Annotated in this window: 11 protein-coding genes; 9 read left to right on the top strand and 2 right to left on the bottom strand. The window is 72.5% G+C overall.

Annotation, left to right across the window (positions count from 1 at the left end; translation table 11 throughout):
* The first annotated feature begins 71 nt into the window (after positions 1–71).
* Positions 72–767 (top strand): M15 family metallopeptidase, encoded by a 696-nt coding sequence (locus ABEB28_RS21360; RefSeq protein ID WP_345729935.1) that lies wholly within the window; start codon positions 72–74, stop codon positions 765–767.
* Here the strand turns inward: ABEB28_RS21360 and ABEB28_RS21355 are convergent.
* Positions 746–1,372 carry a murein hydrolase activator EnvC family protein gene (locus tag ABEB28_RS21355; protein ID WP_345729920.1) on the bottom strand — a complete coding sequence of 209 codons (627 nt, stop codon included), beginning with the start codon at positions 1,370–1,372 and terminating at the stop codon, positions 746–748. The genes ABEB28_RS21360 and ABEB28_RS21355 overlap by 22 nt on opposite strands.
* A gap of 84 nt (positions 1,373–1,456) precedes the next feature.
* On the bottom strand, positions 1,457–2,674 hold the full coding sequence (locus tag ABEB28_RS21350; RefSeq protein ID WP_345729934.1) for a pyridoxal phosphate-dependent aminotransferase: 1,218 nt from the start codon (positions 2,672–2,674) through the stop codon (positions 1,457–1,459).
* A 402-nt stretch (positions 2,675–3,076) separates the two neighbouring features.
* On the opposite strand from ABEB28_RS21350, the gene ABEB28_RS21345 reads away from it, so the two are divergent.
* The 8 genes from ABEB28_RS21345 (at position 3,077) to ABEB28_RS43190 (ending at position 14,239) form a co-directional block, all read left to right on the top strand.
* A complete protein-coding gene (locus ABEB28_RS21345; RefSeq protein WP_345729919.1) occupies positions 3,077–5,167 on the top strand; it encodes a hypothetical protein in 2,091 nt (696 codons plus the stop codon).
* 1,397 nt (positions 5,168–6,564) lie between these two features.
* Complete coding sequence (gene rpsB, locus ABEB28_RS21340; RefSeq protein WP_345729918.1) at positions 6,565–7,494, top strand: 30S ribosomal protein S2; 930 nt, start codon at positions 6,565–6,567, stop codon at positions 7,492–7,494.
* Positions 7,495–7,620: 126 nt separating this feature from the next.
* A complete protein-coding gene (gene tsf / locus ABEB28_RS21335) occupies positions 7,621–8,442 on the top strand; it encodes a translation elongation factor Ts (protein WP_345729917.1) in 822 nt (273 codons plus the stop codon).
* 199 nt (positions 8,443–8,641) lie between these two features.
* Positions 8,642–9,424: a UMP kinase gene (gene pyrH, locus ABEB28_RS21330; protein ID WP_345729916.1), complete on the top strand. Its 783-nt coding sequence runs from the start codon at positions 8,642–8,644 to the stop codon at positions 9,422–9,424.
* Between the two features lie 70 nt (positions 9,425–9,494).
* Positions 9,495–10,052 carry a ribosome recycling factor gene (gene frr, locus ABEB28_RS21325; protein ID WP_345729915.1) on the top strand — a complete coding sequence of 186 codons (558 nt, stop codon included), beginning with the start codon at positions 9,495–9,497 and terminating at the stop codon, positions 10,050–10,052.
* Positions 10,053–10,160: 108 nt separating this feature from the next.
* Complete coding sequence (locus tag ABEB28_RS21320) at positions 10,161–11,180, top strand: phosphatidate cytidylyltransferase (protein ID WP_345729914.1); 1,020 nt, start codon at positions 10,161–10,163, stop codon at positions 11,178–11,180.
* A gap of 183 nt (positions 11,181–11,363) precedes the next feature.
* A complete protein-coding gene (rlmN, locus tag ABEB28_RS21315; RefSeq protein WP_345729913.1) occupies positions 11,364–12,464 on the top strand; it encodes a dual-specificity RNA methyltransferase RlmN in 1,101 nt (366 codons plus the stop codon).
* A gap of 5 nt (positions 12,465–12,469) precedes the next feature.
* A complete protein-coding gene (locus ABEB28_RS43190) occupies positions 12,470–14,239 on the top strand; it encodes a DivIVA domain-containing protein (RefSeq protein WP_376981171.1) in 1,770 nt (589 codons plus the stop codon).
* Positions 14,240–14,274 lie beyond the last annotated feature (35 nt).

The following is a 14,274-nucleotide window of genomic DNA, read 5'->3' as shown; positions in this document are numbered from 1 at the left end:
CACCGCGCGCAGCCACCCGCGCGGCCACCACGCCTCGCCGCAGCGGACACGGCGCACTCGCGGGGTGCGCGGTGCGGCGGGATAGCGTGGCAGGAGTGGCGGGTGACTTGGTGCTTCTCGGCGATCCGGTGATCGCGGCGGTGACCACGCAGGACACCGGTGAGCCGGTGGTCGACGCCGCCGACGGCACCGGCCTTCGCGTCGACGGCCGCGAGGCGCCGTACAACCCGCTGCTGCGCTTCGTCCGGTCCGGGCTCCGCGACCGGCTGGTCCGCGCCGCGGCGAGCCTGCCGTCGGGCGTCCACCTCCTGCTCATCGAGGGGTACCGCCCACCCGCGGTGCAGCTCGAGCAGTTCACGGCCTACGCCGACCTGCTGCGCGAACGCAACCCGGAGTGGACGGCCGAACGCGTCCGTCGCGAAGCGTCCCGGTTCATTTCGCCGCCGGAGGTGGCTCCGCACTGCACCGGCGGGGCGATCGATCTGACGCTCTGCGCGGACGACGGCGGCGAGCTGGACATGGGCACCGAGGTGAACGCCAGCCCGGTCGCGAGCGCGAACCGCTGTTACACCGCCGCGCCGGACATCCAGAGCGAGGCGGCGGCGAACCGACGCCTGCTAGTGACCACGTTGCGCGCGGTCGGGCTGGTCAATTACCCCACCGAGTGGTGGCACTGGTCGTACGGCGACCGGTACTGGGCCTATACGACGGGCGGCAGCGCCCGGTACGCGCCGCTCAACACCGATCAGCTCGTTCCTCCGGGGTAGAGCCGCACCCGACCGGGCCCGACGAGGGCCAGTGGATCGCGGTAACTGCCCTCCACGATCAGGCCCCAGTGCAGGCACGCCGCCTCCGCGCAGCCAAGGTGTCCCGGATCCAGCCTGCCCAGCGCGGTACCGGCCGACACCCGGTCGCCGGTGCGCACCACCGCCCGCACCGGTTCGTACGTCGTCCGGGCGCCGCTGGGGTGGGTGACGCTGACGACGCCCCGTCCGCCGACCGGTCCGGCGAACCGGACCACTCCCGCGCCCGCCGCGCGGACCGTCGCCGCCGGTGCTCCGGCCAGGTCGACGCCGCGATGGCCGGGGCCGTACGGGTCGGCGGGTGGGTCGAAACGCCGGACGACTCGTGGCACCCCATCGAGCGGCCATCGCCACTCCGCCGACTGCGCGCCAACCGCCGTCGGATCCGCGCCCGCTGGCTCTGCCGCTACCGCTGTGGGCTCTGCGCCCACTTCAACCGGCGCGGTGGGCGGCCCTTCGGACGGCGTCGCGCCTGCTCCGACCGGCGCACCCGCCGCGCCGGCGGCGACCAGAGCCATTCCGATCAGCACCCGGCGCAGCACGCGCCCGGCGTCCGCAGTCTTCAGCATGAACGCGAGCGTGGCCGCCTCGGCCCGCCGTCGCCAGGGGCCCTCCGGCGCCCTGTGGACAACCTCCGCCCCGGTGGACGACCGTCAGCGGGCCCAGGCGCCCGGCTGCTCCACGGTTCCCGGGATCCGGCGCGGCGCCGGCTCGACCACCGGACCGCCGTCCCGCAGCCCCTCGAGCCGACGCACGGCCTCCTGCAGCACCTCGTCCTGCTTGCAGAACGCGAACCGCACCAGCGAGGCGCCCGGCACGACGTCGTGCGCCTCCTGGTCGTAGAACACCCCGACCGGGACCGCCACCACACCGGCGCGCTCCGGCAGCGCACGGCAGAACGCCAGGCCGTCCTCGCCGCCGAGCGGAGCCGCGTCCGCGGTCACGAAGTAGGTGCCGGCCGGGATGTGGACGTCGAAGCCAGCGGCGACCAGCCCTTGGCAGAGCAGGTCGCGCTTGGCCCGCAGGTCAGTCGCGAGCGACGTGAAGTACTCGCGGGGAAGCCCCAGCGCGGCCGCGACGGCGGGCTGGAACGGCGCGGCGTTGGTGAACGTGAGGAACTGCTTCACTCGGGCGACGGCGGCAACCAGGTCGGGAGCGGCGCAGATCCAGCCCACCTTCCAGCCGGTCGCGCTGAACGTCTTGCCCGCGGAGGAGATCGTGACCGTCCGGTCGCGCATCCCCGGGAAGGTCGCCAACGGCACGTGCTCGCCGTGGAAAACGATGTGCTCGTAGACCTCGTCGGTGACCGCGATGAGGTCGTGCTCGACGCACAACCGGGCGACCTCGGCGAGCTCGTCGCGGTCGAACACCGCGCCGGTCGGGTTGTGCGGCGAGTTGATGAGGATGACGCGGGTCCGCGGCGTGATCGACGCGGCCAGCGCGGCGGTGTCGAGCCGGTAGTCCGGCGGTCGCAGCGTCACCGGGCGGCGGACGGCACCCGCCAACGCGATCACCGCCGCGTACGAGTCGTAGTACGGCTCGACGCAGAGCACCTCGTCGCCCGGCTCGCACAGCCCCATCAGCGTCGCGGCGATCGCCTCGGTGGCGCCCGCCGTGACCAGGACCTCGGTGTCCGGGTCGAAGTCGAGGCCGTACCAGTCACCCTGGTGGCGGGCGATCGCGGTCCGCAGGTCCGGAGTGCCGGAGCCGGGCGCGTACTGGTTCTGCCCGGACTGGATCGCGGCCACCGCGGCCCGCAGCATCGAGCCCGGGCCGTCGGTGTCGGGGAAGCCCTGTCCCAGGTTGATCGCGCCGGTGCGATTCGCCAGCGCGGTCATCTCGGAGAAGATCGTGGTGCCGAAGCCGCGCATTCGGGTGATGCCGCGGCGAGTCTCCTGGGAACGACCGAACGACGGGGACGTGGGAGAACCGAGAAAGCCGGACTCGGCGTATGGAGTGAGTCCGGACCCGGCGTTGCCGGCAGGGGTCATGACCCCAGACGATAGGCGCAGTCTTTCCTGTTCAGCACAGCGGGCGGGGTTTTTGACCCACCAAATCTCGACTTAAGGTCCTGATAAACGGCGTTCTCGCGCGGAATTTCGGGCTGAAGGCGACAAAACTCGCCGTTTCGACACGCCCGTGAGTGTCGATTCAGACGAAATCCGGATAGTTAGGCGACGTCGGGCGCCGGGTCGGCGGCGAGACGCTGACGGAGAAGTCGGTAACGTCTGCGCCGGCGTGGTTACGGACGCGCCCCAGCGGGAGGAGCGCCGATGGTCGAGAAGGCGTCGTCAGCGGACGAGCCGGGCGACGCGGGCGCTGCCCCACGGAAGCCGGCCCGAACTCCGCGGGCGAGGACGTCGGCCGCGACCGCCGGTTCGACCCGCCGGGCGGCGGTGAGCAAGGCTCCGGCCGAGCCGGACAAGCCGACCCGCAGCACCGGTGGTCGGGCATCCGGCGCGCGGAAGTCCTCGTCCCGCACCACGTCTGTGGACGCCCCGGCCGCGGCGCCGATCCAGCGGTCCGACGTGGCCGGGCCGCCCGCGCCGGAGGGGACCGGTTCGGCTGGGCGCGTCGACCCGGACGCCACCACGGTCACGCTGACGCCGATCGAGGTCGAGGTACCGACCTCGGTGCCGGAACTGGCCGCCACCGAGCCTGCCGCGCTGAACCCGGCGCAGGCCGCACCGCCCACGCCCAACCACGGCGACGCCGCGACGGGCGGCGGCGCGACGGGCGGCGGCGCGACGGGCAATGCCGCGACGGGCAATGCCGCGACGGGCAAGGCCGCGACGGGCAAGGCCGCGACGGGCAATGCCGCGACGGGCGGCGGCGCGGTCGCTAACGGCGACGCTGCGCGCGGGGACGCCGCACCCGGCGATGCCGCAGTCGGTGGCGCCACGACCATCGGCGGCGACGGTACGCCAGACCTCGGCTACGCCGCGCCTGCTAGCGGCGACGGTGCCGCTGGGGAGGCCGCTCCGCGGGAGGCCGCGACCGCTGGCCGCGACGGTGCGCCAGCGCTCGGCGATGCCGCTGCTGCTAGCGGCGACGCTTCAGGCGCACGCGGGGACGCTGCGCCAGTGCCCCACGACGCCGCGCCTGCTAGCGGTGACGCTGCCTCGGTGCCCGGTGACGCTGCCCCAGTGGACGGCGGTGCAGCGGTGAACGGCGAGCAGTCGCACTGGTCGGACACCGAGTCGGTACTGGTCCGGCTGGGGCTGGTCGACCCGGACGGCCAGCCGATCGAACCGGCCGGCTCACCCGACGCAACCGCGGATGCACGCCGACCCGACGCCACCCCAGCGGGCGCCACCCCAGCGGGCGCGACCTCGACGGGCGCCGCCTCGACGGGCGCCGCCTCGACGGGCGAAGCCGTCGCGGACGGGACCGTGGGGGAGCGTCCTGCGGTGTTTCCGATCGGTGCGGCGCCGCATCCGATCACGATTGCGGAGCCGGTACCGACGTTCGACGCCCTGGTCGCCCGCACCCGTGCTCGAGCCCGCGCCGACGACGAGCCTCCGCGGCCGACGCCGTCCGGCCCGTTAGGCCCCGCCCCGGAGCCCATCGGACCACCCGCCGAGCACCCGCTCGCACCTCGCCTGGCACGGGCACTGCCGGGACGGCGGTTCGTGCAACGCCTGCTGCCCGGACGTCCCTCGGCGCAGAACGTCGAGCCCAGGGCGTCGGAGAGCCCGGCGTGGGCGGAACCGGCCCCTGCGAACCCGGCGGGGTGGACGCCCGGCGGCACCGGACCGGTCCCCGTGGACGTCACGACGCCGCGGCCGGCTCCGAGCGGATCCACGCCGGCGCCGATCGGCCCGGCCCCGACCACCCAGCCATCCGGTCTGGGGCGGACGGCATCACCGACCCCGTCCGGCCCGGCGCCGACGGAACCGTCGACCTCGCCCACCCCGTCATCTGGCCGGATGTCGGCCTCGCCCGCCCCGTCCTCCGGCCCGGCGTCGACGGCGCTGCCCGCCCGGCCGTCCGGCCCGGCGTCGGCCGCCCGGCCGTCCGGCCCGGTGACGAAGCGGCCGCGCCGACGGTTGACTCCGGCGCAGTGGCGAACCGTCGCGCTGGTCGCCGCGGTGGTCGCGGTGTTGGCGATCGTGGCCGTTCCGGCGGCGGTGCTGAGCTGGCGGTCGGCGCTCGGGGACAACCCGAACGCGGTCGACGTGCTCGGCGGCGGACTGGGCGTGGCTGGCTTCGTCCTGCTCGCGACCGGTGCGCTGAAGGCTGCACGGGCGGACGCCGGCGAGAAAAGCACCCAGTCGCTCCCGGCGCTGCTGGCTCGGCCCGGTGCGCTCCCGGTAGCGGTGGGGGTAGCGCTTCTCCTCTGCGCCGCGCTCACCGTCAACTGATCGCACGGCGGGCGTTTTTCGGGAAAACAACCTCACCGTGCCCCGTGGATTGCTGCGGTCGTGGCAACACCCCGGGGGCGTGCCGGTCGGGTAGCAGTGGGGACGCCGCTGCGTCGGCGGTGGCACCCGCCCCGGCGACAGGCGGCGCTGGGGGATGAGTCCTGGCTAGCGCGCTGCCGAGGGCTTGATTGTCGCCGTTTCCGGGTGCCGCCGAGATGGTTGTTGCGCTTGCCGCGCTATGGCACGGCCAACGCGACAACCACGCCAGGCGCCGCCCGGAAAGCGCGACAACCACGCCACGTATCGCCCGGGAAGCGCGACAACCACGCGGGGTGCTGCCCGGAAGGCGCGACAATCACGTCACGCGCTGCCCGGAAAGCGCGACAACCACGCCACGTATCGCCCGGGAAGCGCGACAACCACGCGGGGTGCTGCCCGGAAGGCGCGACAATCACGCCACGCATCGCCCGGGAAGCGCGACAACCACGCCGGATGCCGCCCTGGAAACGCGACAACCATGCCGAGTGCTGCCCGGAGGCGCGACAATCGCGTCACGCACTGCCCGGAAAGCGCGACAACCATGCCGGAGCCCGGCCGGAGGGGCGACAACCACGCCGGGTCGGTGCCCGGCGACTACCTCTGCCCGAACAGGCGGCTACCCCGTTGCCACAACCGCCTGACGGCGGGCCCTCGCAGAGGTTGCCTTCCCGAAAAGCGCTGGCGCCCCATCGGCACCCGCCCCGGAGGCGCCCCGCAACGGCGTACCGCTTCCCGAAGCCGCCCCGGCGGCGCCCTCCCGGCGGCGCTCCGAGACCGCGCTCCGAGACCGCGCCCCGAGACCGCGCCCCGAGACCGCGCCCCGCCCCGGCGGCGGCCGCAACGGTGCCCCGGCGGCGCCCTGCAACAGCGCCCCCGCCCCGGCGGAGCCCTCAGCGGGGCTCCGCGCTCTGCAGCCCTCAGCGGGGCTCCGCGCTCTGCAGCCCTCAGCGGGGCTCCGCGCTCTGCAGCCTCAGCGGCGCTCCGCGCTCCGCAGCCCTCAGCGGCGCTCCGCGCCCCGCAGCCCCGCAGCCCCCCAGCGGCGCTCCGCGCCCCGCAGCCCCCAACGGCGCCCGGCCGCCCCGGACAGGCGGGTTCGGCATCCGGGGCCTGGTCCGCGTAGACTCCACTCCGGCGACCCGCTCCTGCGGGTCGACTTCGCGTGCCCACCGCGCGTTCCGCGCTCTCCGCTCCGGCGGACGGCTTGGCGCGGCGGTCTCCTCGGTCCCCTGCAGGGGGCCAACGACCGTGGGGCACCAGGGCGACGGGCCGGCCGACGTGCCGAGCACCCGACGCGACAACCGAGGAAACGCGGCGTGCCTCCGGGCCGCCGCCCGAGCAGGGAAAGGACGCGCCTTCCAATGGCCGTCGTCGGAATGCGCCAGCTCCTCGAGAGCGGCGTGCACTTCGGGCACCAGACCCGACGCTGGAACCCGAAGATGAAGCGCTTCATCCTGACGGAGCGCAACGGGATTTACATCATCGACCTGCAGCAGACGCTCACGTACATCGACAACGCGTACGAGTTCGTCAAGCAGACCGTCGCGCACGGCGGAACGATCCTGTTCATCGGCACCAAGAAGCAGGCCCAGGAGGCCATCGCCGAGCAGGCTCGCCGGGTCGGGATGCCGTATGTCAACCAGCGCTGGCTGGGCGGCATGCTCACCAACTTCCAGACGGTGTACAAGCGGCTGCAGCGCCTCAAGGAGCTCGAGGTCATCGAGCAGACCGGTGGCGACAACGTGCTGACCAAGAAGGAAGCCCTCGTTCTCAAGCGCGAGAAGGACAAGCTCGAGCGCACGCTCGGCGGCCTCCGCGACATGCAGAAGGTGCCTTCCGCGGTGTGGATCGTCGACACGAAGAAGGAGCACATCGCGGTCGACGAGTCGCGGAAGCTCCACATCCCGGTGGTCGCGATCCTCGACACCAACTGCGACCCGGACGAGGTCGACTACAAGATCCCGGGCAACGACGACGCGATTCGTAGCGCCGCCCTGCTCACCCGCGTGATCGCCGACGCGGTCGCCGAGGGTCTCATCGCCCGTGCCGGTGGCAGCAAGGCCGACACCAAGCCGGACGCGCCCGCCGAGAACGAGCCGCTGCCGGAGTGGGAGCGCGAGCTGCTGGAGTCGAAGACGGCCGAGCCCACCACGGCTGAGGCTGCCCCGGTCGCGGACGCCCCGGTCGCGGACGCCCCGGTCGCGGACGCCACGGTTGCGGCCGCCCCGGCTGAGGCCGCCCCGGCCGAGGTTGCTGCGGCTGAGCCGGCCCCGGCCAGCACCGAGTCCTGATCCCGCTGGCGCGGGTGGTCGTCGACCACCCGCGCCTCGGGTCGCATCTGCCGGCTCGCGCCGGCCGTGCCCACCTCCGGGCCCAATGACGGGCCACTTCGACTACGGGATCTGAGAGAACGGACAATGGCGAACATTTCCGCCGCTGACGTGAAGAAGCTCCGCGACCTGACCGGCGCGGGCATGATGGACGCCAAGAAGGCGCTCACCGAGGCCGAGGGCGACTTCGACAAGGCCGTCGAGGTGCTGCGCATCAAGGGCGCCGCCAAGGCCGCCAAGCGCGGCGGCGAGCGCACGGCCGCCAACGGCCTGGTTGCCGCGGCCGAGGGCGCGATCATCGAGCTCAACGCCGAGACCGACTTCGTCGCCAAGAACGACGAGTTCCAGAGCCTCGCCGCCGACATCGTGGCGCACGCCGCCGCGGCGCGGGTGGGCGACCTGCAGGCGCTGCTCGCGGAGACGCTCAAGGACGGCAAGACCGTCGCCGAGAACATCGAGGCCGCCTCGGTGAAGATCGGCGAGAAGCTCGAGCTGCGCCGCGTCGCGCTGCTCGAAGGTCAGGTCGCCACCTACATGCACCGCAAGGACCCGGCGCTGCCGCCGCAGGTCGGCGTGCTGGTCGAGTTCACCGGCGACGACGTCGAGGCCGCGCGCGGCGCTGCGATGCAGGTCGCCGCGATGCGTCCGCAGTTCGTGACGCGGGACGAGGTGCCGGCCGACGTCGTCGAGAACGAGCGTCGGATCGCCGAGGCCACCGCGCGCGAGGAGGGCAAGCCCGAGCAGGCGCTGCCCAGGATCGTCGAGGGCCGGGTGAACGGGTTCTTCAAGGAGAACGTGCTGCTCGAGCAGTCCTCGGTGCAGGACAGCAAGAAGACCGTGAAGGCGCTGCTCGACGGAGCCGGTGTCACGGTGAGCCGGTTCGTCCGGTTCGAGGTCGGACAGGCCTGACGGTCGGCCCACCGGGCCGGCCCACGTGTCCCGACGACGCGCGAAGGCCGCCGGTGGCTCACCTGCCACCGGCGGCCTTTTCTGCGCCGCACTGAGGCCGACGGCACTGTCCACCACGAGGCCCCGCTGAGCGCCGCACACCGCAACGAACTCGATCCGGCCGGACGCCACATCGCCGGCCAGTCCTAGGAGGCCAGCGATGACTCTGGAGACCCGCCCCGCCCCGGACGCGAAGCCGGTCGGCCGTGACCGCCCGTGGGCCCGGGTGATGCTCAAGCTGTCCGGCGAAGTGTTCGGCGGCGGCAAGTTCGGCGTCGACCCCGACGTGGTGCAGACGATCGCCGTCCAGATCGCGGACGTCGTCCGGCAGGGACTGCAGGTCGCGGTCGTCGTCGGCGGCGGCAACTACTTCCGCGGCGCCGAGCTGCAGCAGCGCGGCATGGACCGGGCGCGCTCGGACTACATGGGCATGCTGGGCACGGTGATGAACTGTCTGGCGCTCCAGGACTTCCTGGAGAAGCAGGGCATCGACACCCGGGTCCAGACCGCGATCAACATGGCGCAGGTCGCGGAGCCCTACATTCCGCGGCGCGCGATGCGGCACCTGGAGAAGGGCCGGGTCGTGATCTTCGGCGCCGGCGCCGGCATGCCGTACTTCACCACGGACACGGTCGCTGCCCAGCGTGCGCTGGAGATCGGCGCCGACGTCCTGCTGAAGGCGACCCAGGTCGACGGCGTCTACGACGACGACCCCAAGAAGAACCCGGCCGCGGTCCGCTTCGATCGGATCAGCTACACCGAGGTGCTCACCCGCGGTCTGGGCGTGGCCGACGCCGCCGCGATCAGTCTGTGCATGGAGAACGATCTCCCGCTGGTGGTTTTCGACCTCTTGGTCCCCGGCAACATCGCCCGCGCGGTCCGCGGTGACCGGATCGGGACCTTGGTGACCACAGAGCTGGTCACCACCGCCGCTGCGGACTGAAATAATCTTCAGGCCGCGACCGATGGCCGATCGCCCCAACGTCCGAGCCCGAGCCCAGGAGGCGACACCAGTGATCGACGAAACTCTCTTCGAAGCCGAAGAGAAGATGGAGAAAGCCGTCGAGGTCGCCAAGGAGGACTTCGGCTCCATCCGTACCGGCCGGGCGGCTCCGGCTATGTTCGGGAAGATCTTCGTCGACTACTACGGGGCGATGACGCCGCTGCCCCAGCTGGCCTCCATCACGATCCCGGAGGCCCGGATGGCGGTGATCAAGCCGTACGACGGCTCCCAGCTGGGCACGCTCGAACGGGCGATCCGCGACTCCGACCTCGGCGTGAACCCGAGCAACGACGGCTCGATCATCCGCGTGATCTTCCCGCAGCTGACCGAGGAGCGTCGCCGCGAGCTGGTGAAGGTGGCCCGTTCCAAGGGTGAGGACGCCAAGGTCTCGATCCGGAACATCCGGCGCCGGGCCAAGGAAGCGCTCGACAAGATCGGCAAGGACGGCGAGGCCGGCGAGGACGACGTGCGCCGCGCCGAGAAGGAGCTGGACGACACCACCGGTCGGTACGTCCACCAGGTCGACGAGCTGATGAAGCACAAGGAGGCCGAGCTCCTCGAGGTCTGAGAAGACCCTGTGTCGGAGCTTCCGTCCGCGACGCCCCCGCCCCGGCCCTCCGGTCGGGGCGGGCGTCACCGGCCACCCCGCGACCGCGGGGGAGTGCACAACCCAGGCATGAGTGAGGTCGCTTCCGTGGACGCGCCGCCGGCCCAGAGCGGGCCGCCCGCTTCGGCCGCCCCCGACGGCGAACCGGTGTCGGCCACCCCGGCGACCCCGGCGACCCCGGCGGCGGAGTCGGACGCCGCGAGCACCCCTCCGGCCGACGAGGAGCCGGACGCCGTACAGGTCGGACCGCCGCTCGGCGCCGCGGTGTCGACCGCGAGCCGGGCCGGCCGGAACCTTCCGGCAGCGATCGGAGTGGGGGTCGGCCTCGCCGCGCTCATCGTCGTGACGCTGTTCACGTCGAAGCTCGCGTTCGCTGCCGTGATCGCGGGCGCGGTCGGCGTCGGCATCTGGGAGCTCGTCCGGGCGATCCGGCCGGTGGAGGCCCGCCCGCCGATGGTGCCGCTGATCGTCGGCGGTGTCGCGACCATCGGGATGACCTGGGCAGGCGGTACCGAGTCGCTGCTGCTCGGCCTGCTGCTGACCGTCGTCGCGGTGCTGATCTGGCGGCTCCCGGACGGCCCGGTCGGCTTCCAACGGGACGTCACCGCCGCGGTGCTGGTCGCCGCCTACGTCCCCTTCCTCGCGGGGTTCGCGGTCCTGCTGGAGGTCGAGGACGACGGCGTCATGCGCATCGTCGCGTTCATCGCGACGGTCGTCTGCAGCGACGTCGGCGGGTACGCGGCCGGGGTGCTCGCCGGACGTCACCCGATGGCTCCCACCGTGAGCCCGAAGAAGTCCTGGGAGGGCATGGCCGGCTCGCTGATCGCCTGTGCGATCGCCGGCGCGGCCTTCCTCGAGCTGGGCTTCGACAACGGAGCGTGGTGGGAGGGTGTGGTTTACGGGCTGGCCATCGCCGTCGCCGCTACTCTCGGCGACCTTACTGAATCGATGATTAAACGTGACCTCGGCGTCAAGGACATGAGCTCGCTGCTGCCCGGTCACGGCGGCCTGATGGACCGGCTGGACTCCCTGCTCTTCGCGGCGCCGGTGGCGTACCTGCTGTTGACGGCATTTGCGCCCGCCGCGTGACCGCCGGAAAACAGTGAGCGAAAAAGTGATCGCGAAAATGCGCGAACCCATTGCTGGCTGCGATCGTAGAACTACTGAGAGCTGTGAAACGGTAGCAAGTCACTGTGAGAGACGCCTTCGTGGCGGATGCCTCTGTCCGAGACCAGCCGCGAGCCCGCTGCGGCGTGTGACAATAAGCAAGCGATGACGACGACACTCCCTTTGGTGCTTGACGCGCCCCGCCGAACCGCCCCGCCCCGCCACCTGGCGGATCTCGACCCAGCGGAGCGTCGTGCGGCCGTGTCCGCCCTGGGTCGTCCCGCCTATCGGGCCAAGCAGCTGTCCGCCCACTACTTCGGGCGTCTGAACTCTGATCCGTCTGCCGACCCGGCCGGGATGACCGACCTGCCCGCTGCCGACCGTGCACCGCTCGCCGAGGCGCTGCTGCCCCGACTGCTGACGCCGGTGCGGTCGGTCGCGTGCGACGACGACTCGACCCGCAAGTGGCTCTGGCGCACGTTCGACGGCGCGCTCGTCGAGAGCGTGCTGATGCGCTACCCCGACCGCGCGACGGTCTGCATCTCCAGCCAGGCCGGCTGCGGCATGGCGTGCCCGTTCTGCGCCACTGGTCAGAACGGCCTGACCCGGAACCTCTCGACGGCTGAGATCGTCGAGCAGGTGATGGTGGCGGCACGGGAGATGGCGAAGACGGGCGACCGACTGTCCAACGTGGTTTTCATGGGCATGGGCGAACCGCTCGCCAACTACAAGCGGGTGCTCGCGGCGTTCCATCGGATCACCGACGCCCCACCGGACGGCCTGGGTCTCTCCCAACGTTCGGTCACCATTTCCACGGTGGGCCTGGTACCTGCGATCAAGCGGTTGACAGGCGAGGGTATTAACGCCACTCTCGCGGTGTCCCTGCACGCGCCTGACGACGAACTACGAGACACCCTGGTACCGGTGAACTCCCGATGGAAGGTCGCTGAGGTTCTCGGGGCGGCTTGGGAGTATGCCGAGCGAACCGGGCGACGCGTCTCGATCGAGTACGCCATGATCAAGGACGTGAACGATCACCCCTGGCGAGCGGACCTGCTGGGTCGGCTGCTGGCGGGCCGGCTCGCTCACGTGAACCTGATTCCGCTCAATCCGACCCCGGGCAGTGACTGGGACGCCAGCCCGAAGTCAGTGGAGCGGGAGTTCGTGCACCGGTTGCGGGCCGCAGGCGTCCCGACCACGGTCCGGGACACACGCGGTCGAGAAATCGACGGCGCATGTGGCCAGCTCGCGGCAGCGGAGGTATGAGGACGATGGCGCAGGGCGACAGGTTCCGCCGCAAGGCTCTGAAGCGGGGATACAAGGTCGACGAGGTCGACGAGTTCCTCGACCGGGCCGAGGCGACGCTGGCGCGGCGACCCATTGGCGAGCCGCTGACCGCCGCGGACATCCGGGACGTGGTGTTCCGCACCCGCTTCGGCGGCTACGACGAGTGGCAGGTGGACCTCCACCTCGACCGGCTCGAGAAGGAGCTGGACGAGCTGGCCTCCGGCCTACCGCCGCGCGGCTCGAACGGATTCCGCGCGCTGGAAGCCGGTCCGTCGGCGTACCAGGACCGCGAAGAGGTGCCCGCATACGGCGCGGCTGGTGCCGCGGCGCTGCCGCCCGAGCCGGCCACGTACGGCGGCGGTGGTGGGTTCCGCAACGAGCCCTCCGGCGCGTACGGCCGTCCCGGCTTCCGTGACGAGCCCGCCGGCGTGTACGGCCAGAGCCCGTACCGCGACGAGCCGGACGACCGCGCGGGCTTCCGCGACGAGCCGGGCGTCTACGGCGGCGGGGGCTACCGCGAGGAGCCGTCCTACGGTGGTGGCTACCGCGGTGCGGAGCCCGGCTTCGCGGCCGGGTACGACCGTGGTGGGCCGGCCCGCGAGCCGATGCGTGAGGCCGCGACGATCCACCAGCCGGCCCCGATGCGCGAGCCCGCGGAGTACCGGGGTGCCCCGGTCAGCGGCGGTGGCTGGAACGAGCAGCCCGAGCCCTACCGCGACGACCGCTACCGCGACAGCGCGCCCTACCCGGAGCAGGCGCCGTACGGCGACCGCTACCGGGAGGAGCCGTCCTACGGCGGTGGCGCCGGGTACCGCGGTAACGAGCGGTACGACAACGCGCCGCCCTACGTCGACCAGCCGTCCTACGGCGAGGGCGCGCCCTACGCCGAGCAGGTGGCCTACGCGGACCGCCCGGGTGCCGGGCGGTACCAGGAAGCCCCGACGCAGTACCCGGAGCAGGCGCCGTACCTCGACCAGACCGCGTACGCGGAGGTGCCGCCGTACGGCTCTGCGGGTGGGTACCGGGAAGGCCCCTCGTACGCCGAGGGAGCGCCGTACCGGGAGGGCCCGTCCTACCCGGAGGGGCAGCCGTACTCCGGCGCTCCGTACGGCGGTGGGCGGCCGCGCGGTGGTTACCCCGAGCCGACGCCGTACCAGGAGGGCCCGTCCTACGGTGACGTGCCCGCCCGCGAGTTCGCCGGCCAGTACCGAGGCGGCCAGTACCCGGGTTCCGACCAGTACCAGACCTCCGGCGAGTACCGCACCGGCGGACGCTACCCGGAGCCCGAGTCGACCGGCCCGCAGCCGGTGGTCTCCGGGATCCCGGTCTCCGGATCGGTGCCGCCGCCCCGCGGCGGTCGCCAGTTCGGCGGCGAGTCGTCGTTCCGCGAGCTCCCCGCCGGCCGCGGCGCGGCCGAGCCCGAGTACGCGGGCCGGTACGGCAAGGAGATGACGATGGAGATGGGGGCGGTTCCCGGCCTCGTCTCGCCGTTCACCAACGAGGACAAGGCCGTCGTCGCCGAGCTGCGGTCGAGCTTCCGCCCCCGTCGCTTCGGCTCCGGGTACGACCCGGGTCAGGTGGAGCGGCTGTTCGATGCGATCCAGGCGATGATGGAGGGCCGCAGCGGCGGCCAGGTCTCCGACAGCGACCTGATGCCCGGCCAGTTCGGCCTGGTGCAGGGTGGCTACTTCGAGGACGACGTGGACGAGGCGCTGCGCCAGGTCCGCGGCCTCTACAGCCGCCGAGTCGGCTGACGCGTTACCAACGGAGAAGGGCCCCGGGGTGATCC

Origin of the sequence: Cryptosporangium minutisporangium (genome assembly GCF_039536245.1) — a bacterium.
Taxonomy (GTDB): domain Bacteria; phylum Actinomycetota; class Actinomycetes; order Mycobacteriales; family Cryptosporangiaceae; genus Cryptosporangium; species Cryptosporangium minutisporangium.
Note: the sequence above shows the minus strand (reverse complement) of the source record. Positions and strands in the feature narration are given on the sequence as shown.